The sequence below is a fragment of the uncultured Reyranella sp. genome (genome assembly GCF_945957355.1).
Classification (GTDB): domain Bacteria; phylum Pseudomonadota; class Alphaproteobacteria; order Reyranellales; family Reyranellaceae; genus Reyranella.
Map to the genome: position 1 here is coordinate 324,799 of NZ_CAMFKM010000002.1, position 23,132 is coordinate 347,930.

The 23,132-nt window shown below is 67.0% G+C and carries 22 protein-coding genes; 12 read left to right on the plus strand and 10 right to left on the minus strand.

Annotated features, from left to right (window positions below):
• Positions 1-36: 36 nt before the first annotated feature.
• The gene (locus Q0Q48_RS04635; RefSeq protein WP_295134700.1) at positions 37-1,284 is read right to left on the minus strand and encodes an efflux RND transporter periplasmic adaptor subunit; all 1,248 of its coding nucleotides are present in this window, start codon (positions 1,282-1,284) and stop codon (positions 37-39) included.
• A 135-nt stretch (positions 1,285-1,419) separates the two neighbouring features.
• Between Q0Q48_RS04635 and Q0Q48_RS04640 the strand changes: the two genes are divergently transcribed.
• From Q0Q48_RS04640 to Q0Q48_RS04655, 4 genes are read left to right on the plus strand one after another with little or no spacing between them, the layout of a single operon-like run.
• Positions 1,420-2,103 (plus strand): response regulator transcription factor, encoded by a 684-nt coding sequence (locus Q0Q48_RS04640; protein ID WP_295134702.1) that lies wholly within the window; start codon positions 1,420-1,422, stop codon positions 2,101-2,103.
• Positions 2,100-3,455, plus strand: a complete 1,356-nt coding sequence (locus tag Q0Q48_RS04645) for an ATP-binding protein (protein WP_295134705.1) — start codon at positions 2,100-2,102, stop codon at positions 3,453-3,455. The genes Q0Q48_RS04640 and Q0Q48_RS04645 overlap by 4 nt, the downstream gene beginning before the upstream one ends.
• 50 nt (positions 3,456-3,505) lie before the next feature.
• Positions 3,506-4,585: a DNA polymerase IV gene (gene dinB / locus Q0Q48_RS04650; protein ID WP_295134707.1), complete on the plus strand. Its 1,080-nt coding sequence runs from the start codon at positions 3,506-3,508 to the stop codon at positions 4,583-4,585.
• Between the two features lie 10 nt (positions 4,586-4,595).
• Positions 4,596-5,495: an NAD-dependent epimerase/dehydratase family protein gene (locus Q0Q48_RS04655; protein WP_295134709.1), complete on the plus strand. Its 900-nt coding sequence runs from the start codon at positions 4,596-4,598 to the stop codon at positions 5,493-5,495.
• On the opposite strand, the gene Q0Q48_RS04660 is transcribed toward Q0Q48_RS04655, so the two are convergent.
• The gene (locus Q0Q48_RS04660; RefSeq protein WP_295134711.1) at positions 5,492-6,313 is read right to left on the minus strand and encodes an aldo/keto reductase; all 822 of its coding nucleotides are present in this window, start codon (positions 6,311-6,313) and stop codon (positions 5,492-5,494) included. The genes Q0Q48_RS04655 and Q0Q48_RS04660 overlap by 4 nt on opposite strands.
• A gap of 282 nt (positions 6,314-6,595) precedes the next feature.
• On the opposite strand from Q0Q48_RS04660, the gene Q0Q48_RS04665 reads away from it, so the two are divergent.
• Both Q0Q48_RS04665 and Q0Q48_RS04670 read left to right on the plus strand, forming a co-directional pair.
• Entirely contained in the window at positions 6,596-6,790 is a 195-nt protein-coding gene (locus Q0Q48_RS04665; protein ID WP_295134712.1) for a hypothetical protein, read from the plus strand.
• A gap of 68 nt (positions 6,791-6,858) precedes the next feature.
• The gene (locus Q0Q48_RS04670; protein WP_295134714.1) at positions 6,859-7,416 is read left to right on the plus strand and encodes a carboxymuconolactone decarboxylase family protein; all 558 of its coding nucleotides are present in this window, start codon (positions 6,859-6,861) and stop codon (positions 7,414-7,416) included.
• Between the two features lie 12 nt (positions 7,417-7,428).
• On the opposite strand, the gene Q0Q48_RS04675 is transcribed toward Q0Q48_RS04670, so the two are convergent.
• The 3 genes from Q0Q48_RS04675 to Q0Q48_RS04685 are packed head-to-tail and all read right to left on the minus strand — an operon-like array spanning position 7,429 to position 11,408.
• A complete protein-coding gene (locus tag Q0Q48_RS04675; RefSeq protein WP_295134716.1) occupies positions 7,429-8,997 on the minus strand; it encodes an ABC transporter substrate-binding protein in 1,569 nt (522 codons plus the stop codon).
• Between the two features lie 9 nt (positions 8,998-9,006).
• Entirely contained in the window at positions 9,007-10,086 is a 1,080-nt protein-coding gene (locus tag Q0Q48_RS04680; RefSeq protein ID WP_295134719.1) for a M14 family metallopeptidase, read from the minus strand.
• Positions 10,083-11,408 carry an FAD-binding oxidoreductase gene (locus Q0Q48_RS04685; protein WP_295134722.1) on the minus strand — a complete coding sequence of 442 codons (1,326 nt, stop codon included), beginning with the start codon at positions 11,406-11,408 and terminating at the stop codon, positions 10,083-10,085. The genes Q0Q48_RS04680 and Q0Q48_RS04685 overlap by 4 nt, the downstream gene beginning before the upstream one ends.
• Before the next feature lie 101 nt (positions 11,409-11,509).
• Between Q0Q48_RS04685 and Q0Q48_RS04690 the strand changes: the two genes are divergently transcribed.
• Complete coding sequence (locus tag Q0Q48_RS04690; RefSeq protein WP_295134725.1) at positions 11,510-12,403, plus strand: LysR substrate-binding domain-containing protein; 894 nt, start codon at positions 11,510-11,512, stop codon at positions 12,401-12,403.
• A gap of 25 nt (positions 12,404-12,428) precedes the next feature.
• On the opposite strand, the gene Q0Q48_RS04695 is transcribed toward Q0Q48_RS04690, so the two are convergent.
• The 5 genes from Q0Q48_RS04695 to Q0Q48_RS04715 are packed head-to-tail and all read right to left on the minus strand — an operon-like array spanning position 12,429 to position 17,651.
• Entirely contained in the window at positions 12,429-13,229 is an 801-nt protein-coding gene (locus tag Q0Q48_RS04695; RefSeq protein WP_295134727.1) for an ABC transporter permease, read from the minus strand.
• Positions 13,226-14,065, minus strand: a complete 840-nt coding sequence (locus Q0Q48_RS04700; RefSeq protein ID WP_295134731.1) for an ABC transporter permease — start codon at positions 14,063-14,065, stop codon at positions 13,226-13,228. The genes Q0Q48_RS04695 and Q0Q48_RS04700 overlap by 4 nt, the downstream gene beginning before the upstream one ends.
• A gap of 1 nt (position 14,066) precedes the next feature.
• Entirely contained in the window at positions 14,067-15,512 is a 1,446-nt protein-coding gene (locus Q0Q48_RS04705; protein ID WP_295134734.1) for an amidase, read from the minus strand.
• Positions 15,513-15,522: 10 nt separating this feature from the next.
• A complete protein-coding gene (locus Q0Q48_RS04710) occupies positions 15,523-16,605 on the minus strand; it encodes an ABC transporter ATP-binding protein (RefSeq protein ID WP_295134737.1) in 1,083 nt (360 codons plus the stop codon).
• On the minus strand, positions 16,602-17,651 hold the full coding sequence (locus Q0Q48_RS04715) for an extracellular solute-binding protein (RefSeq protein WP_295134740.1): 1,050 nt from the start codon (positions 17,649-17,651) through the stop codon (positions 16,602-16,604). Before Q0Q48_RS04715 ends, Q0Q48_RS04710 begins: the two co-directional genes overlap by 4 nt.
• A 165-nt stretch (positions 17,652-17,816) precedes the next feature.
• Here Q0Q48_RS04715 and Q0Q48_RS04720 point away from each other — a divergent pair, with 165 nt between their 5' ends.
• From Q0Q48_RS04720 to Q0Q48_RS04740, 5 genes are all read left to right on the plus strand, one after another.
• Positions 17,817-18,881 carry an ABC transporter substrate-binding protein gene (locus tag Q0Q48_RS04720; RefSeq protein WP_295134743.1) on the plus strand — a complete coding sequence of 355 codons (1,065 nt, stop codon included), beginning with the start codon at positions 17,817-17,819 and terminating at the stop codon, positions 18,879-18,881.
• A gap of 48 nt (positions 18,882-18,929) precedes the next feature.
• Positions 18,930-19,934, plus strand: coding sequence for an ABC transporter ATP-binding protein (locus Q0Q48_RS04725; protein WP_295134746.1), 1,005 nt, complete (start codon positions 18,930-18,932; stop codon positions 19,932-19,934).
• Positions 19,935-19,996: 62 nt separating this feature from the next.
• Entirely contained in the window at positions 19,997-20,803 is an 807-nt protein-coding gene (locus tag Q0Q48_RS04730; protein WP_295134749.1) for an ABC transporter permease, read from the plus strand.
• Positions 20,800-21,579, plus strand: coding sequence for an ABC transporter permease (locus Q0Q48_RS04735; RefSeq protein WP_295134752.1), 780 nt, complete (start codon positions 20,800-20,802; stop codon positions 21,577-21,579). Before Q0Q48_RS04730 ends, Q0Q48_RS04735 begins: the two co-directional genes overlap by 4 nt.
• Before the next feature lie 129 nt (positions 21,580-21,708).
• Positions 21,709-23,040 (plus strand): FAD-binding oxidoreductase, encoded by a 1,332-nt coding sequence (locus tag Q0Q48_RS04740; protein WP_295134755.1) that lies wholly within the window; start codon positions 21,709-21,711, stop codon positions 23,038-23,040.
• The last annotated feature ends 92 nt before the right edge of the window (positions 23,041-23,132 follow it).

The following is a 23,132-nucleotide window of genomic DNA, read 5'->3' on the forward strand; positions in this document are numbered from 1 at the left end:
GTGTTGAGGAGAGGAGCCGCGACGGCGCGGCGGGCATCAGTCGCGCTTGGCGGCGCGATCGATGAAAAGCGTGCCGCTGGTCACCACGTTCTCACCCACGGCCAGGCCCTTCTTGACCTCGACCATGCCGTTGGACGTCGTGCCGACCTCGATGGGGCGCGACACCACGGACTTGTCCTGCGGACGCGTCACCCAGACGCGGGCGTTGGCGCCTTCGTAGACGACGGCTTCCTGCGGCACCGCCGGGTTGGTCATCGGCTCGCCGGTGACGATGCGGAAACTGGCGAACATCTCGGGCATCAACTCGCGGTCGGCGTTCACGATCTCGGCGCGAACCGGCAGGCGGCGGGTGTTGGGGTCGAGCGCCGGCGCGACATAGGCCAGCCTGGCGTTGAACGTGCGGCCGGGATGGGCCAGCACCGAAACCTCGACCGGGGCGCCGACCTTCATCTTGGGCGCGTCGGATTCGCGGACGTTGGCGACCAGCCAGACCTTCGAGAGGTCGCCGATGTTGAACACCGGATCGGTGGCGCCGGCGTTGATGTACTGGCCGAGCCCGACCTTGCGCTGGATCACGGTGCCAGCGATCGGCGCCGAGACGATCGTTTCCGCGCCGATATGATCGACCTTCTCCAGTGCGTCGATTTCGGCGTCGGTGCGGCCGAGGATCCGCAGGCGGTTGCGCACGGCGGCCAGCGCGATCTCCGAGGAGCGCAGGTCGCCCTGCGCTGCGACGAGGTCCGACTGGGCCTGTTCGAGGTCCTTCAGCGAACCGCCGCGGATCGAGAGCAGTTCCTTCTGGCGCTTTTCGAAATTCTGCGCGAGGGCGAGCTTGGAGCGCGCCTTCTCGACGGCTGCGACGGCGCTCACCAGGTCGTTCTGGCCCTGGACGAACTCGCTGGCCTCGATGGCGAACAGCGGCGCGCCGCGCTCGACATGGTCGCCCGGCTTGGCGATCAGGCGCGTGACGCGTCCCGAGTAAGGCGAGAAGACCGGCGTCGTGGTGTCCTCGTTGATGCCGATCTTGCCGTCGGTTGCGCGCTCGTCGCGGAAGGACATCGCCTCGACCGGAGCGAAGCGCAGGCCGGCCCACTGGGTCTCGCTCGGATGGAACGTGCCGTCGTTCTCGACCGCCGGCGCCGCGGGGCGCACCAGGGCGTTGGTCGGGCCGGTGTCGATGGTCCAGACCGCGACGAGCGCGAGGGCTGCGATGCCGGCGCCGGCGAACCACAGGCGGTGGCGGCGAAGGCGGGTGGCGGTTGAGATCTTGGGCGCGGTGCTCATGGCCGCAAAAACTAGTGGCTTCACATTACGTGCGCCTGAATTGACCTTCAGACGGCGATTCGCGGCACGCTGGCCGCGCCGGGGCCGTGCTAGGATCGATTCGATTGCGAACATGCTCAGGGAGGGAGGACACCCATGAGAGTCCTTCTCGTCGAGGACAATGCCGAACTCGTCGCCTTGCTGGTCAAGGGCTTGGCGCGCAATGGTTTCTCGGCGGATTCAGTGGGCAATGCCGGCGATGCCGCGCACTCCCTGGCCGCCATGCGTTACTCGGCCATCGTGCTCGATCTCGGCCTGCCCGATCAGGACGGGCTGTCGCTGTTGCGCAGCATCCGCGCGCGCGGCGATTCGACGCCGGTCCTCGTGCTGACGGCACGCGACGGGGTGAGCGACCGGGTCAACGGGCTCAGGGCCGGCGCCGACGACTATCTCGTGAAGCCGTTCGCCATGGAGGAGCTGGTGGCGCGCCTGCAGGCGTTGCTGCGCCGGCCCGGCAACCTGCTCGGCCGCCAGCTCACCTTCGGCAACGTCTCGCTGGAGACGGAGGGGCGGCAGGTCTTTGTCGACGGCACGGTCCGCGTCTTTCCGGCACGCGAGACGGCCATCCTCGAAATCCTGCTGCGGCGTGGCGGTAACGTCGTGCCCAAGCGCCTGTTCGAGGACCAGCTCTTCGGCCTGTCGGGCGATGTCGGCTCGAACGCGGTCGAGGTCTATGTCCACCGCCTGCGCAAGATGCTGCAGGATTGCGGTGCGACGGTGAAGATTCATACCGTCCGCGGGGTCGGCTATCTGCTGGCCGAGGAAAAGGCTGCCGCTTGAGGCGTTTCCGCTCGATCATCTCGCGCGTCGTCGCGCTGCATGTCGTGGCGATCGGCGCCACGTCCATCCTGATGCCGCTGGCGCTCTACTGGCTGCTCAACGAGGCCGCCAACAGCCTCCATCGCGATGCGCTGCGTAGCCAGGCCCTAACGATCGCGAGCTTCCTGCGCCCCACGCCCGATGGCGGGGGCGTTGCGTTGGATATCCCGCCGGAGGCGCAGCCTATCTATTCGGGCGACTACGCCCTCTATGCCTATGCCGTCCTTGATTCCAAGGGGAACGTCTTGTTCACCTCGCGTCCGGACGATGCGCCGCTTTCGGCGCCGGGCGATCCGATGACCAACGATTCCTTTACCCGGCATCGCAGCAAGGGCACCCTGCTCATCGGGGTCAACGTGCCGCGCCCCATCGGCGACCGCCTCTACTGGATCCAGGTCGGGCAGGACCTGGCGCACCGCGACGTGATCATCGACGATATCGTCGCCTCGTTCCTGCCGCGCGTCGCCTGGATCACCTTCCCGATCCTGCTGCTGCTTCTGCTGATCGACATCATGATCTTCCGGCGCGCGCTCGATCCGGTCCGCGCCGCCTCCGACACGGCGGCGTCGATCGGCCCGACCAGTACCGACGTCCGGCTTTCCGAGCAGTCGATGCCGGCGGAGATCGTGCCGCTCGTGCATGCGGTCAACCAGGCACTTGACCGTCTGGAAGCGGGCTTCCAGGCACAGCGCGAATTCACCGCCGACATGGCGCACGAACTGCGGACGCCGCTCGCCATCATGCGCGCCCGCATCGATTCGATGGAGGACACGCCGCTGCGCCGGTCGCTGGAAACCGACATCGTCAACATGACGCGCACGGTGAACCAGGTCCTCGACATTGCCGAACTCGAGGCGTTCGTGGTGGACGGCAGCTCCCGGGCGGATCTGCAGAACGTCTGTGCCGATGCGGTGGCCTTCATGGCGCCGCTCGTCGTCGACAGCGACAAGACAATCGGCCTGACGGGCACCGAAGCGCCGGTGTGGGTGCATGGCCATCCGGAAGCGCTGTTTCGGGCGGTCCGCAATCTCATCGAGAATGCCATTCGCCACACGCCGGCCGGCGGGGCGATCGAGGTCGACGTCGCCACGGACGGGACGGTCCGGGTCCTGGACGAGGGCCCCGGGGTGCCGCAGGCCGAGCGCGAGACGATCTTCAAGCGCTTCTGGCGGCGCGACCGGGCGCGACCCGAGAGCCGCGGGCTGGGACTGGCCATCGTGACCCGCGTGGCCACCGCTCATGGCGGCACCATTTCGGTCGACGACCGGCCCGGGGGAGGGGCGGTCTTCACGCTCCGCCTGCGTCCCGCCTGATCGGGGACGACGAGGGGGACCGCCCTCCTCCACGGGCCTATACTCCGCTCATGGCGGAAGCAGAGATCCGCAAGATCATCCACGTCGACATGGACGCCTTCTACGCGTCCGTGGAGCAGCGCGACGATCCTTCGCTGCGCGGCCAGCCGGTCGCGGTCGGTGGTCGGCAGCGCGGCGTCGTGATGGCGGCGAGCTACGAGGCACGCAAGTTCGGCGTGCGCTCGGCCATGCCCTCGGTCACCGCCAAGCGCCTGTGTCCCGCGCTGCTGTTCGTGAAGCCGCGCTTCGACGTCTACAAGGAGGTGTCGCGCCAGATCCGCGAGATCTTCCTCGACTACACGCCGCTGGTCGAACCGCTGTCGCTCGACGAGGCCTATCTCGACGTCACGACCAACCTGAAGGGCATGCCGCTTGCCTCCGAAATCGCCCGCGAGATCCGGGCGCGCATCCTGGAGCGCACGGGCCTCACCGCATCGGCCGGCATCTCCTACAACAAGTTCCTGGCCAAGCTCGCCTCCGACCATCGCAAGCCCAACGGCCAGACGGTGATTCCGCCGGAGAAGGGACCGGCGTTCGTCGAGGTGCTGCCGGTCGGCCGCTTCCACGGTGTCGGACCGAAGACGGCGGAGAAGATGAACCGGTTGGGCATACATACCGGCGCCGACCTGAAGGCGCAGTCGCTGGAGTTCCTGCAGCAGTATTTCGGGCGTGCCGGCACCTACTATCACGCCATTGCGCGCGGCCACGACGAGCGCAGGGTCGTGCCCAACCGGCCGCGCAAGTCGGTCGGCTCGGAAACGACTTTCATGGAGGATCTCGACCGGCCGGCCGCGGTGGAGGACGGCGTCGCCTCGGTGCTCGGCGATGTGTGGTCCTACTGCGAGCGCACCGGCATCGTCGGCCGCACGGTGACCGTGAAGATCAAGTATGCCGACTTCCGGATCGTGACGAGGAGCCGCACGCTCGAAGAAAGTGTCGAAAGCCGCGAAGTCCTGGAACGTACGGCGCGCGAACTGGTGCGATCCGTCTTTCCCCTCGAGAAGAAAGTGCGGCTGCTCGGCGTCTCCCTCCATAACCTGCACCAGCGCGAAGAGCGCACCGTGCCGCCGCAGATGACGCTGGCCCTCTAGGAGCAACTCCATGAACATCTTCATGACCGGCGCGACCGGCTATATCGGCGGTACGATCGCACGCCGCCTGCTCGACGACGGTCACAGGGTGCGTGGTCTCGTCCGCGATACGGAGAAGGCCCGCAGGCTCGCCTCATTCGGCGTGGAGCCGGTGACGGGTAGCCTCGACGATGCTGCCATGCTGATGGTGGAAGCCCGGCGCGCCGATGCGGTGGTGAACACGGCCAACAGCGACCATCGCGGCGCCGTGGAGGCGCTCCTCGAGGGTCTCGCCGGATCGGACAAGCCGTTCATCCATACCAGCGGCTCCAGCATCGTGGCCGACGACGCCCACGGCGACTTCGCCTCGCAGAAGATCCACGACGAGGACACGCCGTTCGAGCCCATGCCGGGGAAGCAGTCGCGGGTCGCGATCGACCGGACGATCCGCGACGCGAGCCGCGGCGGCGTGCGCTCCATCGTGGTCTGCCCGACCATGATCTACGGCAATGGTCTCGGCCTGGCGCGCGACAGCGCCCAGATCCCCGGTCTCGCAAGAAAGGCAAAGGCGACCGGCGTGGTGCACCATGTCGGCAAGGGCCTGAACATCTGGTCGAACGTCCATGTCGAGGACGTGGCAGACCTCTATCGCCTGGCGCTCGCCGGAGCGCCGGCGGGCTCCTTCTATTTCGCCGAGAACGGCGAGGCATCGTATCGCGATATCTGCGTGGCCATCGCGCGCCGCCTGAAGCTGGGCGAGCCGCAGGCCTGGCCGTTTGAAGACGCAGCGAAGGAACTCGGTGAGAACAGCGCGGCCTATACATTCGGTTCCAACAGCCGCGTCCGTGCGAGGCGCGCTCGTCGCGAGCTCGGCTGGCAGCCCAGGCATTCGTCCGCGACGGCCTGGATCGAGGCGGAACTGCCGCTTTAGATGGCGATCTCGCCGATCATCTTCTTGAGCAGCGCGGCGTCTGGATAGGCACCGAAGCCCGCCTGCGGATTGTCCTTCATGTGCTCGGGCTTGCTGGTGCCGGGGATCACGCAAGTGACGGCCGGGTTCGCCAGCACGAACTTCAATAGAAGCTGCGGCCAGCTCGCGACGCCGATCTCGCCGGCCCAGTCGGGCAGCTTGCGGCTCATGAGCTTGCGCAGGAGTCCGCCGCCGCCGAACGGCTGGTTCACGATCACCGCGATGCCGCGCTCGGCGGCCAGCGGCAGTAGCCTGCGTTCGACGGCGCGGTCGTCCAGCGCGTAGTTGATCTGCACGAAATCCCACTTCTCCGCACGCATCACGCTCTCCAGCTCGTCGTGGGCGCTCTGTGTGTAGTGGGTGATGCCGAGATAGCGGATGCGGCCGTCCGACTTCCAGGCGCGCAGGGTCGGCAGGTGGGCGCGCCAGTCGACGAGATTGTGGATCTGCATCAGGTCGATGCGATCGGTCTTGAGCAAGCGCATCGAGTTGCGCATCTGCACGACGCCGTTGTCGCGACCTGTCGTCCAGACCTTGGTGGCGATGAAGGCCGTGGCGCGCGCGTTGGCCGCGGCCAGCAGGTCTCCAACCACCGCCTCGGCCGAGCCGTACATCGGCGAGGTGTCGATCACCGAGCCGCCGGCCTCGAACAGGAGCCGCAGCACCTCCGCGAGCGGGGCGCGGTCCTCCGGCTTGCCGCCGGCATCGAAGGTGCGCCACGTGCCGACCCCGACGACCGGCAGCATCTCCCCGGAGGAGGGAATCCTGCGTTGATGCATGCGGACTCCCGACTGCGCGGCACCGTGGCCTGCAACGAGCAGGCCGGCACCGACGATACCCATAAGGCGTGAACGGGTGAGAGGGCGTGACATTGGAGTGTCATTGTTCAGCAATGATCACCGCTGCACCAGCGGGGAAAGGCGTTGCCGCCATATTGATGCCGTACGCGAAGGTTCTCCTGTGACCGTCTGTTGTTTCGACACTTCCGGTCATTGTCTTCTCCCATGCCGACACCATCTCAGAGCGGATCGCAGACCACTCAGCCTGAAGGAGACCGCGCCATGCCCGAGCCCTTCGTCGTCGAAATCTGGGGAAAGCCCGCCGGCGTCGTCCTCAAGGAAGGCAATGCGTTCCGTTTCCATGCCTTCGCCCGCCCCTTCTTCGAACTCGACGGTCACCAGTTCAACACGCCGGGTCAGGCAAGGCTCGCGGCGGCGAAGCTCCAGCCGCCGGGCGAAAGCGCGCGCGCGGAGTAGGTCCTTTCGCCTTGTCGGTCGCCGGACGGGACGCTAGTCCACATCACGACCGACAACGGAGGAAAGTGGTGATCAAGCGCAAGCAGCGTATTCCGATTCGCGACCTCTCGACCATGAAGGCCGAGGATCGCGAGGCCATCGAGAAGAACGCGATGAACGGCCAGGTGTTCAACATCTTCAAGGTGATGGCCAATCACCCCGCGCTGACCAAGCGGTGGACGCCGTTCGCCGGCCACATCCTCTCCAAGCAGACGCTGCCGTTCCGCGACCGCGAGCTGCTGATCCTGCGGATCGGCTGGCTGAACCAGGCCGAGTACGAGTTCGCGCAGCACGAACTGATCGCCAAGAGGGGCGGCGTCAGCGATGCCGACATCGCCAACCTCAAGGAAGGGCCCAAGGCCAAGGGCTGGAACGAGCACGAGGCGGCGCTGATGCAGCTCGCCGACGACCTGTTCGAGAACTCGGTCGCCTCCGACGAGACCTGGGCCACCCTGTCGAAGACCTATTCGACGGAGCAGCTCATGGACGCCGTGTTCACGGTGGGTCAGTACAATCTCGTCTCCTGGGCGCTCAACAGCTTCGGCGTGCCGCTCGACGACTTCCTGCCGGGCGCCCAGAAGAAGTAGGAACCGACGCCTTCAGCGCTTCGCCACCTCGACGTTCCAGAAGGCGATCGTCGAGGGCGGGCGGATCCAGCCCGTCGTGCGGGCGCTGACGGCCGAGGCGCTGTACCACTCGCCGAGCGGATAGTGCGTGCCGACCTGCAGGGCGCGTGCTTGGATCTCCTCGGCGATGGCCTTGCGCTTTGCCGCATCGGGCTCCAGTGCGTAGGCGTCTCGCATCGCCTCGATCTCTGCATCGCACGACCAGCCGGCCGAGGCCTTGTCGCACGCCGAGTTCAGGAACAGCGACGTGATCGGGTTCGCGACGTCGATCACGCCCGTGCTCGACAGGGTGATGTTCCAACCGCGATCCTCTGGCGGCTCCTTGCGCATGACCCTCGCGAGGTGCGTCTGCCAGTCGGCCGGGCGCATGTCGACCTTGAAGCCGACCCGTTCGAGCTGCGCCTTGGCGACGGGGCCGAGATTGGCGAGCGAGGCGAGGTCAGTGACCTGCAGCAGCACGATCGGCCGTCCGTCGTAGCCCGCTTCCTTGAGCAGGGCCTTCGCCTTCTCGACATTGCCTTCGAGCAGGCCCGATGTGCCCTTGTCCGAGGCGAGCGGCGTGCCGCAGCCATAGTAGGTCTTGCACAGACGCCAGTATTTCGGATCGCCGACGGCGGCGTCGAGAAAGCCTTTCTGGTCGATCGCGTAACCCAGGGCGAGGCGCATCCGGGGATCGTTGAACGGGGGATGGAGCCAGTTCGGCCGCAAAGCATACTGTCCGGCGTAGGCGCCGCGCTGCACCTCGATGCCGCGCTGCTTATCGACCAGAGGCAGCAGGTCATGCGCCACCGACTCGAGCGCATCGACCTCGCCGTTCTGCAGCGCGTTCACCGCCGTCTGCGGATCGGCGATCGACACCCATTCGACCCGATCCACCTTTGCCACCTTGCCGCCCGCGAAGTTGGCCGGCGGCTCGGTGCGCGGCACATAGTTCGGATTCTTCACGTAGACGACGCGGTCGCCGGGCCGCCATTCATCGGCCTTGAAGATGAAGGGGCCGGAGCCGGTCGGGTCTTTGAGCTGCTGCGTGGCCGGCGCTTCGGCGACGCGCCTGGGCATCATGAAGGGCACGACCCCGGCAGGCTTGGCGAGCGAATCGATCACCAGGCCGTAAGGCCGGGCGAGTTCGAGGCGGATCGTCTTCGTGTCGGGCGCGGAGAGGTCCTTGATGTTGGCCATGAGCTTGAGGCCGACCGGGTCGCGGCTGCCCCAGCGCCTGAGCGAGGCGACGCAATCCTCGGCGGTCACCGGCGCCCCGTCGTGCCACGTGAGGCCGTCGCGCAGGGTGAAGCTGTAGACCAGCCCGGCTGGATCGACGGTCCAGTTGCCCACCATCTGCGGCTGCGGCTTGAGATCGCCGTCGAGGCCGAACAGCGTATCGTAGACGAGATAGCCGTGCGTGCGGCTGATCTGCGCCGACGCCCAGATCGGATCGAGGATCTTGAGATCGGAGTGCATGACGATCTTCAGTGTCGATTGCGCGACGGCCGGCATCGCGAGCGCGAGACCGGCGACGGCGCCCAGCAGGGCCTTGAAGTTCATGGTTCCTCCCTAGATTTGTTCGTTGATCAGCCCGTTGATCGTCTGCAGCGCCTGGGCCCGAAACTGGCCGAGGATCATGCCCTTCCAGTCGTCGGCATCGACGTAGAAGGCGTCTCGCACCGCCCGCCTGATGTCCTTCGTCAGAGGCGCCGGCGCGTCGGGATGGCCCGCCAGCCAGGCCTCGCCGCGCAGTGCGTGGCGCACCACGGGATTGGGCACCGTGCCGTATTCGAGTGTCGTCGGCGTGATCGCCGCGCCGGGACATTCCTCCGGTGCACAGCCCGTGATGTGCCCGATCGTGCGCGGCGAAACCGATTCGGACGCCGTGCTGACGATCAGGTCGCTGCCCCACCAGGCTTTCGCGCGCCGCGTCGTTTCCTCGGAATGGCGCCCGAAGATCTTCTCCCCGTGGCCGTATGGCCCGAGCCCGGTATGGACGTCGATCCAGGCGATATGCCGTTTGTTCGTGCCATGAGTGCGCAGGATCGAGCGGATGGTGCCGTTGCTCCAGGCCGGCGCGGTGCCGCAGTAGAAAAGCCCGTCGGGATGCTTGTCCTGGCCGCTGGAAACACCGGGATTGCGTTGCCCGGCGAGGCGCCCCATGGCCTCGGTCAGGCGCTCCTCGTTGTCGGCGGAGGGCGGCCAGTGCGCCGGCACCAGCAGGTCGTGGATCTGCTCGTAGACCGGATTGTCGGGATAGGGTGCCGAGAAGTCGTTGAAGTTGCGGTTGAGGTCGATGTTGTCCTCGTTGGTCCGCTTCAGGTGCGAGAAACCGAAGGGATTGACCGCATGGATCATCAGCAGTGCGATGCCGCGATCGGTCGCGCGCTTCGAAAGCTCGTCGTTCAGGAGGGCCAGCTGGCAGGCCGAGCCGGAGAAGCCCTCCGGGCCGTGCGTACCCGAACTCACGATGAACAGCTTCGTCGCGTCTGCTGGGCCCAGCAGCGCCGTGTCGGTGCCGATCTCCTCGCCCGCCGCGCCCTTCAGCGGATGGACGTGATGCTGGACGGCGGCACCGGCACCGCGTGCGGCTTCCAGGAAGCGCTGGCGGGCCTCACCGTAGGTGGCGGAGAAGAATGTGGCGCTCATCTGACCTTCTCGTCGATGTAGTCCAGGGTGCGGAAGGCGCCGCCGATCATCGGCAGGAACCAGGGCTTGCCGGAGTAGAGCGGAATGGACGGCAGCTCGGTTCCGGCGAAGGGAACCTTGCCCTGCAGGCGCCCGGCAATCGATCGGCCCATCGCATTGCCGAGGAAAGGCATCATGGATACGCCCGAGCCGTTGCATCCCAGGACGAAGTGCAGCCCGTCGAGCTCGCCGGCATGCGGCAGCGCGTCGTAAGTAAAGGCGACGTTGCCCTGCCAGGTGTGGGTGATCTTGGTGTCCGCGAGCTGAGGCAGTCGCTCGACCAGCGCCCGGTGCAGGAGCTGGGCGCGCAGCTCGGCGTCGATCTCGGTGAAGCGGGCGCGGCCGCCGAAGATCACGCGCTTCCCGTCGGGCGAGATGCGGTAGTAATGCAGCACACGACGCGTCTCTGAGAAGGTACGGCCCTTGGGGCAGATTTCGCGGATCAGGTCCGCGGGCAGTTCCTCGGTCGCGATGATGTGGCTGGCGATCGGCACCAGGCGCTTCTGCAATCGCGGCGTGACGCCCGATGTATAGCCGTTGGTCGCGACGACGACATGGCGCGCGCGGACCTCGCCCATGCTGGTGGTGACCCGCCAGCCCTCGCCGTCGCGAGCAAGGCCGGTGGCCCGGCAGTGGCCGGCGAGGGTGACCGAATTGCGCCGGCGCACCGCCGCCAGCAGGCCGCCATAGAACAGGGCGGGATGCAGTTTGCCCGCCGTCTCGAAGACCATGCCGCCGTGGTAGAAATCGCTGCCGATCTCCTCGCGCTGCTCCTCGCGGGTGATCAGGCGGCAGTCGGTGGCGCCGCCGTCGCGAAGCTTGGCGAAGCGCGTGCGCAGGCCCTCATAGTGCGAGGCAGCGCAGGCGCCGAGGAAACGGCCGCGCTGCTCGAGATGACAGTCGATCTTCTCCTGTTCGACCAGGTCGACCAGCGCGCGATAGGCGTCGATCGCCCAGCCCACCACCTCGCGCACCAGCTCTGGCGAATAGTCGAGCGTGCGGCCAGTGAAGCTCTTGCCGATCGACAGGCCGGCGCTGAGTGCGCCGCCGCTGCGTGTCGAGGCACCCGCGCCGAATTCGTCGGCCTCCAGCACGACGCTCTGCACGCCGCCATCGGCCAGCGCGCGCGCCGTTGCGAGGCCCGCATAGCCGCCCCCCACGACCACCACGTCGGTCCGCGCGGGCAGCGACGGCGTCGTGATGCTCTGCGGCCGGAAGCCTTCCCACCAGTAGGGCTCGTCCTTGAAGTCGCTGGAGAAGATCGACTGGCTAATCGCAGGCATGACGGGGCTCACACGCAGAAACGTTGACTGGAATGAGTAAGGGCTTGAGCAGCGAGAGGGTCAAAGTCATTGTCAGACGAAGTTAAGTCGTCGAGGTTATGATGATCACGTCGCGTCAGCTCGAAGCCTTTCGCGCCATCATGGCGCACGGAACGGTGACCGCCGCGGCGGAGAGGCTGGGAGTCTCGCAGCCCGCGGTGAGCAAGATCCTGGCGGGACTGGAGCACGAGATCGGCTATCCGCTGTTCACCCGGATCAAGCGCCGGCTGGCGCCGACCAGCGAGGCCCGGCTTCTCGAACAGGAAGTGACCCGGCTCTATCACAGCCTGGAACGTGTGACGGAGGTGGCGCGCGAGATCCGCGAACGCCAGGTCGGCGACCTGCTGATCTACTCGACGCCGGCGCTCGGCCGCAGCGTCCTGCCGGACGTCATGGCCTCTTTCATGAAGCGCCACGCCAAGGCGCACATCGTCTTCCAGGTCCGCAGCTCGACCTACATCAACCAGAAGATGATCGACCAGCAGATCGACCTCGGCTTCTCGATGATGCCGTTCGAGCATCCCGCGATGGTCACGGAGGAGTTGAGCCGCGCGGCAGCGGTCTGCGTGCTGCCAGGCAACCATCGGCTGGCACGGCGCAAGGTGATCCGGGCCGCCGACCTGCGCGGCGAACGATTCCTGTCCTTCCCGCTCGATGGCCGGATGCGCCATCTGATCGATGCCGCCTTCGAGCAGGAGAGGATCGAGCGGCAGCTGCAGATCGACGTCTACTCCTCGGCCGATGCCTGCGCGCTCGCCGCACGCGGCCTCGGCGTCTCGATCGTCGATCCGTTCACCGCCCGCGACTATCTCGGCGCCGGCGTTGCCGTCGTGCCGTTCGAGCCGCGCATCCGCTATCTGTTCCGCGCCATGCGGCCGCGCCATCGCAAGCCCTCGCGGCTGGCCGACGCCTTCCTCGATGCCGTGAAGGCCCACATGAAGGCCAAGGGCTGGTAGGCCCGAGCGAAGCTCGGGCCGAAAGCTAAGGCGGGTCATGGGCCACGAAGAACTCGAGGCCGATCAGCCGCTCCAGCAGCATGACCACCACCAGCGTTACCACGACGGTCGCGGTCGAGATCGCCGCCAGAACCGGTGAGGCATTCTCCTGGATGAAGGCATAGATCTGGACCGGCAGGGTCGTGACCTGCGGTCCGGTGAGGAACATCGTGATCGTCACCTCGTCGAAGGAGATGATGAACGAGAAGAGCAGCGCGGTGACGAGGCCGGAGCGGGCGAGCGGCAGCGCGATGCCGAGGGCGATGCGGCGCTCGTCGGCCCCCAGAAGTGACGCCGCCTCGACGATCTCGCCGTCGATGCGCTGCAGGGCAACGACGATCGGCCGCCAGGCGAAGGGCAGGGTGCAGACGATGTGGGCGATGACGATGCCGGTGGCCGAGCCGAGATAGCCCGCCATCGCCAGCACGTTCACCAGGGCGACGCCTAGCGCGGCATGCGGGAAGAAGAGCGGCGACATGACCGCCAGCTCGAAGGCCGGCAGCCAGCGCGGCCGCAGGCGGTGGCAGGAATAGGCGCCCGCGAAGGCGATGGCGGTGACGACCACGGACACCACCGCGGCAATGCCCAGGCTGGTGATGAAGGCCTCGATCCAGCGCGGATCGGTGGCGGCCTCGGCATACCAGCGCAGGCTGAGTTCGCCCGGCGGGAATCTGAGATACCCGGCGGCGGCGAACGAGGTGGCGCCGATCACGACGATCGGCAGCGGCAGGAACAGCAGCAGCGCGAACGACGCGGCGCGGCCCAGTCTCACGATCGGGGTGTTCATCGGTCGGCCTTCGGCACCAGCGCCGCCTCGGCCGCGCGCAGCAGGGCGAGGCCCAGCCCGCTCAGCAGCAGCAGGCAGATCGCCCAGGCCGATGCCTTGCTCATGTTGAAGTTGTAGACGACCTCCTGATAGATCTGCGTGCCCGCCATCTTCTGGCGGATGCCGCCCAGCAGGATCGGCGTCACGATGGCGCCCATCGAGGTGAGGAAGGTGATGCTGAGCCCGGTGAAGACGCCGGGCAGGGAGAGCGGCAGCACCACGCGGCGCCAGGTCTCGAAGCCGCCGGCGCCCAGCGATTCGCTAGCTTCCTCCAGGCGGTTGTCGATCTGCAGCAGAACCGAGAGGGTGGCAATCACCGAGAAGGGCATCAGCACGTGGGTGAGGCCGATCACCACGCCGAGATCGTTGAAGATCAGCGGCAGCGGCGACTGGATGACGCCCGCCCATTTCAGTGTTTCGTTGAGGAAGCCCTTGGGTCCCAGGATGACCAGCCAGCCATAGGTGCGGACCACGAGGCTGACCAGCCACGGCACGAGCACGATCACCAGCAGCAGGTTGCGCCAGCGCGGCAGTCGCCACAGCAGCCAGGCGATGGGATAGGCCAGCACCGCCGCGGCGACCGCCACGATGGCGGCGATCGACACGGTTCGCAGGAAGACGTCGTGATAATCGGCACGTTCGAGGATCTGCCTGAAATAGACCAGCGAGAAGCCGTCCTTGTTCCAGAAGGCGTGGAAGAGGAGCAGCGCCACCGAGCCCAGGAAGAGCGCGAGCACCAGCAGGGCGGGCAGCAGCAGCCAGCCCAGGCTTCGCGGGGCGGAGGTGGCGCCGCGCATCTCAGGCGCCGGCCGCGAAGCCCGGCGGGAATTCGGCCGAGGCGCCGGTCTCGGCGTCGAACGCCTCGGCGAGCCTGATGAGATGTGCCTCGCCGTACCACGGCGCCACGAACTGGAGGCCGATCGGCAGGCCGGCCTTCGAGTGCCCGAACGGGATCGAGATCGCCGGATGGCCGGTCATGTTGAACGGGATCGTGTAGGTGTACCAGGCGGCCCGCAGGTCGCCGAGCGGCTTGCCGTCGACCACCAGCGGCTCAAACTGGTTCTGGGTGGCGAGCGGCGCCGGCGTGGCGACGGTCGGCGTCAGCAGCAGGTCGCAGTCGGCGAACAGGCGCTGGACGGCCTTGAAGGCGGTGGTGCGATCGACCAGCGCGCGGCGCAGTTGCACCACGTCGACGGCATTGCCCTCGTCCAGCGTCTTCGCGAAGGACGGATCGAGATCGCCGCGCCGGTTCTTCAGGATGTCGGCGAAGCGTTCGATCTGGTTGGCGCGCAGGATGATGCGCGCGACATCAAGCTTCCAGTCGATCTCGCGACCGTCCATCTCCTTGATCTTCGCGCCCTGCTTGTCGAGGAGGGCGAGCGCTGCATCGAGGCGGGCCTCGGTGTCGGGATCGAGGTAGCCGCCGGTCATGCGGCGGATCACGGTGATGCGCTTGCCGGCGATCGGATGCCCACCGGATTTGTCAGGCCAGGCGAAGGGTTCGCGACCGATGGCCAGGGTCCATGGGTCGTTGGGATGGCTGCCCGACATCGAGGCGAGGCCGGCGCCGAGATCGGTCGGATGGCGCGCCATCACGCCGAGATAGGTGAGCTGGCCGAACTGGTCCGGCGGCACCTCGTGCGGCACGCGGCCCAGGGTCGCCTTCAGACCGTAGACGCCGCAGCAGGCCGCGGGAATGCGGCCCGAGCCCGCGCCGTCGGTCGACATGGCGATCGGGCCGAGGCCCAGGGCCACCGAGACGGCGGCACCGCCGCTCGACCCGCCGCTCGTGTGCTCGCGATTCCACGGGTTGCGCGTGATCCCGTGCAGCGGGCTGTCGGTCAGCACCTTGTGCCCGAACTCCGGCGTCGTCGTCTTGGCGAACAGGACGGCATCGGCCGCGCGCCATTGGGCGATGGCCTCGGCATCCATCGACGGCACGTTGTCCTTCATAGTGATCGAGGCGAAGGCCGTGCGCAGGCCCTTGGTCAGGATCAGGTCCTTGGCGGAGACGGGCACGCCGGCCAGCGCGCCGAAGGAGCCGCCGCCCTTGCGTCGCGCATCGAGCGCATCGGCGGCGGCGCGTGCCCCTTCGGCATCGAGCGTCGCGATCGGGTTGAAGGGCTCGGCCTTCTTCGTGCGCTCCAGCACGCCCTCGACGATGTCGCGCGCGGCGACCTTGCCGGACATGAAGGCTTTGACATGAGCTGCGACGGTGCGGCCGGCGAAATCCTGAGCAGGCATGATCGTTCTTTCAGGTTGAGGCGAAGAGCGTGAATGTGTCGTACGGGACCGAGAGGTGCGCCGTCTTTCCTTCGGCGAGTTCCGCAACGTGCGGCGTGTCGGCCATGGAGAGCGCCGTGAGGGGACCCAGCGGCGTGTCGAGCACGGCTTTCACGGTGGGGCCGAGACGATGCAGCGCCGATACGCGGCCTTCGAGCGACAGCGTGCCCGCTTGTGTCGTCAGCCGCACCGACTCGGGTCGGCAGGCGAGCTGGCAGGCGCGGCCGGCCGACGCGGCGCCGACGACGGCTGAGCGGGGAACGGAGATCGCCTGCCCCGCGACGGAGACCGAGACCGTTGTGGCATCAACCGCCTCGATGCGGCCGTCCAGCATGTTGATGTCTCCCACGAACCGCGCGACGAAGGGCGAGGCGGGGCGGCGGTAGATCTCGCCCGGCGTGCCAACCTGCCGGACGTGCCCGCCCTCCATCACGACGATCGTATCGGAAAGCATCGTCGCCTCTTCCTGGTCGTGGGTGACGAACACGAAGGTCGTGGCGAGCTGACGCTGGATCGACTTGAGCTCGACCTGGAGCTGGCGGCGAAGCTGCAGGTCGAGCGCGCTCAGCGGCTCGTCGAGCAGCAGGATTGCCGGCTCCAGCGCCAGCGACCGCGCCAGCGCCACGCGTTGCTTCTGGCCGCCGGAGAGCTGGCCGATGCGCCGGCGCTCGAATCCGGCCAGGCCCACCAGGCCCAGGAACCGCGAGACGCGGGCCGCGATCTCGGAGGCAGCCGTGCCGCGGATCCGCATGCCGTAGGCCACGTTCTCGAAGACGTCGAGATGCGGGAACAGAGCCAGGTTCTGGAACACCATGCCGAGCGGGCGACGCCGCGGCGGTACGCCCTGCATGGGCGCGCCGTCGATGGCGATGGTGCCGCGGCTCGGTTCGAGGAAGCCCGCGATCAGGCGCAGCAGGGTGGTCTTGCCGCATCCGGAGGGGCCGAGCAGGGTAACGAAGCTGCCACCCTCGATCGAAAGATTCACCTCGTGCAGCACCGTCGCGGTGCCGAACGCCTTGCCGACACCGTCGATCGAGATCGAACCCCGGCTCACTGCTTGACGCCGGACATCAGCTTCTCGGCGCGGTCGACCCGCGCCTCGTTGTGCTCGACGACGATGCGCCAGTCGGGCGAGTAGAGCGACTTCACGATTTCGTCGTAGGGCTGGCCAAGCGTCTTCTGCAGATCCTCGGGCAGCTTGACCTTGGCGTTCATCGGCAGCCAGCCGTCGAGCAGGGCCGCGCGCAGCTGCGGCTCGGCGCCGGCGATGTAGTTCATCCAGACCAGCGACTTGTCCTGGTTCTTGGCGCCCTTCGGCACCACCACGACGTAGGGCAGCATCAGCGCACCCTCTTTGGGAATCACGATGCCGACATTGGCGGCGCCCTGGCGGCGCAGTGCCCAGACGCGCGACGCGTAAAACGGCACCGCGGCAACCTCGCCGCGCGTCAGCAGCGTGTTCATGTGAGCGAGCGAGGTGTAGGTCGCGAGCACGTTCGGCACGATCTTCTCGAGCAGCTTGAAGCCCGGATCGATGTCCTTCTCGCTGCCGCCCATCGCCTTGGCCATGATGACGGCGTCGTAGGGCGCGAGATAGACTGGCCGGGTCAGAGACAGCTTGCCCTTCCACTTCGGATCGGCGAGCCCCTGCCAGGAGGCGAAGTCCTGGGCCTTGGCGAGGTCGGTGTTGTAGGCGATCCCGTAGTAGGTGAAGTAGACCGGCAGTCCGACATGGCGGCCGGCCTTGTCCTTGGTCAGAAACTTCGGATCGACGTCGGAGATTCCCGGAAGCTGCTTGTCGTCGAAGCTTTCGATCAGGCCGGCATTGGACAGCGCGATCGCCTCGAAGTAGGTGACCAGCGCCAGGCTGTACTGTCCGGCGGCCGCGGGAGAGCGCAGCGCGCCGGCCGGGTTCGGCACCTCGACCATCTTGATGGTGGAGCCGTTGCCGGGGTTGAACTGCTTGATGAAGGCCTCGCGCCAGGTGTTGGCGCCGCCCCCGCCCCACACCGCCATGGTGAGCTCCTGGGCAGACGCGACACCCGTGCTCGCACAGGCCAGGACCGCGCTGCACATCAACGCCTTCAATCGGTTCATCATCGCTGGCCCCCACCGTTGTTGCTTGGCAGCGACGTTAGACGCCTCCTGCAGTAGTCGAGAAATTCATTCGTCCCGTCTGGTCATTCCAGAAGGTTATGGTGTTCGGTATTGCTCCATGCAGATGCCGCTTCTACAGTCCCGAGGGGATCACGGAGGGGAAACGCCATGGACTTGAAGCGCCTGCATCGCCGCCACGCTCTCTCGCTGCTGGGAGGCGCCGCCGCGGTCGGCGCCGCCGGGCCCGCCTTCGCACAGGCCGAGCCGGCGAAGCCCGCCCAACTCGTGGTCAACCATTCCGGTGGGTCGATGGGCTCGGCCATGCGCAAGGCCTTCTTCAACGGCTTCGAGAAGAAGTACGGGATCAAGGTCGTCGAGACGAGCCCGGTCGATTTCGGCAAGCTCCGCGCGATGGTCGATTCCGGCAACGTCGAGTGGGATCTGACCGAGATCGGCGGCCAGGATGCGATCCGCGCCGGCAAGGCCAATCTCCTGGAGAAGATCGACCCGAAGGTCGTCGACCGCTCCAAGTATCCGGCGACGGCGCAGAATCCCTACGTCTTCGCCTCGTCGGTCTATACGACCATCATCGGGTTCCGGAACGACGTGTTCAAGAACGGCAGTCAGCCCAAGAGCTGGGCCGACTGGTGGGACGTGAAGAAGTTCCCGGGCGCGCGCTCCATGCGCAACCATCCGACCGACAATCTCGAATTCGCGCTGATCGCCGACGGGGTGCCGAAGGACAAGATCTATCCGATCGACTTCGACCGCGCCTTCAAGAAGCTCGACCAGATCAAGCCGCACATCACCGTCTGGTGGTCGACCGGCCAGCAGCCCGCCCAGCTGCTGCTCGACAAGGAAGTGGTGCTGGCCACCGGCTGGAACGGCCGTTTCTACGACATCATCAAGAAGGGCGCGCCGGTCGGCATCGAATGGAACGAGGGAGCCCTGAAGCAGGGCAGCTTCGCCATCCCGCGCGGCGCCAAGAGCCCGTACTGGGCCAACAAGATGCTGGCCGAGCTCGCGATACCGCAGCAGCAGGCGGTCTATGCCTCGGAGCTCGGCTATCCCGGCCTCAACCTCGAATCGCTGAACTTCGTCGATCCGAAGGTGAAGCCGTTCCTGCCGACCGCCTATCTCGACCAGCAGTTCTGGGTGAGCGACCAGTGGTATGCCGAGAACGGCACCAAGGCGGCGGAACTGTGGAACGCCTGGATGCTGAAGAAGGGCTGACCTCTCTTGAGTGCCAGCGGGGGATCGGCCGACCTTCTCATCGAGGGTGTGGCCAGACGTTTCGGAGAGGTGGTCGCGCTCGATCACGTCTCCCTGCAGGTGGCCCAGGGGGAGCTTCTGACCATCCTGGGGCCCAGCGGCTCGGGGAAGACGACCCTGCTCAAGGTCGTTGCGGGCTTCGAGACGCCCGACGCCGGCCGCGTGACGGTGGGCGGCGCCGACATCACCGCGCTGCCGCCGGCCCGGCGGGACATCGGCATGGTGTTCCAGAACTATGCCCTGTTCCCGCATCTCAGCGTCGCGGCCAACGTCGCCTTCCCGCTGGAGATGCGCAACGTCGCGAAGCCGGAGATCGAGCGGCGCGTCGCCGAGGCCCTGGCGATGGTCGAGCTCAAAGGTTACGAGGCGCGCCTGCCGCGGCAGCTTTCCGGCGGCCAGCAGCAGCGCGTGGCCCTCGCGCGCGCCATCGTGTTCAACCCGCGGCTCCTGCTGCTGGACGAGCCCTTCGGGGCGCTGGACCGCAAGCTCCGGGAGACGATGCAGCTCGAGGTGCGCCGCCTGCAGCGCCGTCTCGGCCTCACCACCATCTTCATCACCCACGACCAGGAGGAGGCGCTGGTCCTGTCCGACCGGATCGCGGTGATGAGCAGGGGCACGATCCAGCAGATTGCCACGACGACCGAGATCTACGAGCGGCCGGCCAACGATTTCGTCGCCGACTTCGTGGGCGAGAGCAACATCTTCCACGGGACGATGAGCGCGCCGGGCACGGTTACGCTCGACGGCGGCCGCGTCCTGCAGGTGCGCAGCGACAGGCCAGCCGGAAGCAAGGTCGGCGTGCTGATGCGCCCCGAGCGATTCGCCCCGTCGGGCGCCAACGCCTTCGCCGGCGAGGTGATCGAGTCGGTCTATCTCGGCACGTCGTTCAAGCTGCGCCTCGCCTGCGAGGGCGGCCTCGAGCTGCTGGTGCGCCAGCCCGCACGCGGCGCGCTGCCCGCCGCTGGCGCGCGCATGACCGTCGGCATCGAGCCTGAGTCGATCCATGTGTTCTGAGTTCGGAGGAGCGCGCCACTCCAGTGGCACTCATGAGGGCGCCACTGGAGTGGCGCGCTCCCATGAATAGGTCGATCCTCCCTGCGCTGCCGGCGCTGATCCTGCTCTTCGTGTTCTTCCTGTTCCCGGTCGTGCGCATGCTGGGCTTCAGCGTCGAGGGCGGGACGCTCGACTGGTACGCCAAGGCGCTGGGCGAGCAGCTCTATCTGCGGGTCTTCTGGAACACCTTCGAGATCGCGCTGCTGGTCACTCTCTTCTGCCTGCTGCTGGGCTATCCGCTGGGTTTCCTGATGGCGACGACCACACCCTTCTGGGCGACCGTGGGCTTCATCTTCGTCCTGTTGCCGCTCTGGACCTCGGTGCTGGTGCGCACCTATGCCTGGATGGTGCTGCTCGGCCGCAACGGCGTCTTCAATCGCACGCTGATGGAAGCGGGCATCATCAGCGATCCGATTCCAATGCTGCACAATTTCACCGGCGTGCTGATCGGCATGGTGCATGTGCTGCTGCCCTACATGGTGCTGCCGATCTACGGCGCGGTGCGCAAGGTCGATCCCGCCATTCCCGCGGCGGCCGCGGGACTCGGCGCGTCGAGCTTCGCGATCTTCCGGCGCATCTACCTGCCGCTCACCCTGAACGGCATCTTCGCGGGCTCGGTGCTGGTGTTCGTGCTGTCGCTGGGCTTCTTCATCACCCCGGCGCTGCTGGGCGGCGGCCGGGTGATGATGATCGCCGTGCTGATCGAGCAGCAGGTGCGCGAGGCGCTGAACTGGCCGTTTGCCGCGGCGCTGTCGGCGGTGCTTCTGGTCTTCACCTTCGCCGTCTATGCGCTGGCTCAGCGTTTCACGCGGACGGAGGTGGCCCGATGAGCCGCCGCCTGTTGGTCATCTCGTGCGGCCTGATCTACTTCTTCCTGATGCTGCCGCTGCTGGTGGTCTTCCCGATCTCGCTGTCGTCGGCGCCCTACATGCAGTTCCCGCCGCCCGGCCTGTCGTGGCAGTGGTACGAGCGCTATCTCGACGATCCGCAATGGATCGATGCCACATGGCGCTCGCTCTATATCGGCAGCGCGACGGCGGTCTTCGCGCTGGCGCTGGGCGTGCCGCTGGCCTTCGCGCTGGTGCGCGGAAAATTCTTCGGCCGCATCCTGATCGACCGGCTGGCGCTCGCGCCCGTGATCGTGCCGACCATCATCCTGTCGGTGGCGGTCTATGGCCTGTTCGCGAAACTGAAACTGATCGGCACCTGGTACGGACTCGTCGTGGCGCACACGGTGCTGGCGCTGCCCTTCGTCGTGCTGGTGATCGGGGCGGGGCTGCGCGACTTCGACCGCTCGCTGGAACAGGCCGCCGAGGGGCTGGGTGCTAGCCGTTGGCGTACCCTGGCGCGGGTCACGCTGCCGCTGCTGCGTCCCAGCCTCGTCTCGGCCGGGCTGCTCGCCTTCATCTCCTCGTTCGACGAAGTCGTCGTGGCGCTGTTCCTCGCCGGCGCCAACATGACGCTCCCGAAGAAGATGTTCGACAACATCATGATGGAGATCGACCCGACCATTGCCGCCGTCTCGGTGATGCAGATCCTTCTGGTGTCGATCGTCCTGGTGCTGATCGGCCGCTTCGGCCGCGGCCTCAGGGATAGTGCGCGATGAGTGTGTTGCCAACCCTTCGAGACGGCCGCGAAGAGGCCTCCTCAGGGTGAGGTGGAAGTGTAGTGAAGTCCTCATCCTGAGGAGCGGTCCGAAGGACCGCGTCTCGAAGGATGGGCCAAGGAGTAAGTGATGGCCGACAGCGTCTTCCACAAGGATTTCAAGGCGACGCCCTGGTGGTGGGAGTGGTGGCATCCCTCCAACGAGCTGAGCCAGGACCCCCCGCTCAAGACCGACGTACTGGTGGTGGGCGCGGGCTATGGCGGACTGTCGACGGGACTCGAGCTGGCGCGCTCGGGCGTCGACGTGACCGTGCTGGAGCGCGGCGATTTCGGCGTCGGTGCCTCGACCCGCAACGGCGGCGGCGTGAGCGGCGGCACGACCATGGGCAAGGGCTTCTCCGGCAAGGGCGTCGGCGGCGATCCCGAGGCCTGGAAGAAGGTGATGGCGCGCATGCTGAGCGATGCCGCCGATTCATTGAGCCAGGTCGAGACGGTGATCCAGCGCGAGGGCATCGAATGCTTCTGGCGCATGAACGGCCGCTTCAGCGGCGCCTATACGCCCCGGCACTTCGCCGAACAGCAGGCCAAGGTCGCGACCTACAACGAGCAGGCGGCGCTCGGCACCTACATGGTGCCGCGCGAGCGCCAGCGCGAGGAGATCGCCTCCGACTACTACTACGGCGGCATGGTCGTGGAGCGCACCGGCCAGCTCCACCCCGCGCTCTACTATGGCGGCCTGCTCAAGGCGGCGCACCGTGCCGGCGCGAAACTCTGCGCCAACTGCGATGCCGAGAAGATCGAGCGTAAGCCGGGTGGGTTCCGCGTGCTGACCAGCAAGGGCCCGATCGAGGCGCGCGAGGTGGTGATCGCCACCAACGGCTACACGACCGAGCTGACGCCGACGCTGCGGCGCAAGCTGGTGCCGGTCGCCAGCCACATCATCGCGACCGAGGAGCTGCCCGAGGACCTGGTGCAGAGCCTGATCCCAAAGAACCGCGTCGTCTCCGACACCAAACGGGTGCTCTGCTATTACCGCCAGTCGCCCGACAACAAGCGCGTGATCTTCGGCGGTCGCGCCCGCTTCACCCAGGTGACGCCCGAGGTCAGCGCGCCGGTGCTGCACGGCTACATGCTGGAGCGCTGGCCGCAGCTCAAGGGCGTGAAGGTGACCCATGCCTGGACCGGCAACGTGGCCTTCGCTTTCGACTTCCTGCCGCACATGGGCATGGAGCAGGGCATGCACTATCTGATGGCCTGCAACGGCTCGGGCGTCGCAATGATGTCCTATCTCGGCTACCAGACGGCGCGGAAGATCGCCGGCGGCTCGAACGCGCCGGTCAACGCCTTCGACGGCCAGGATTTCCCGACCGTCCCCTTCTACAACGGCAACCCCGAATGGGTTCTGCCCTTCGTCGGCGCCTGGTATCGCACCCGCGACTGGTGGGACCGGGTGCGGGCGTAAGGCCGCTCAAACAAATATGGCCTCACCCTGAGGAGCACCGCGTAGCGGTGCGTCTCGAAGGGTCGGCACGAGCACCACGCCTGTTGCCCATC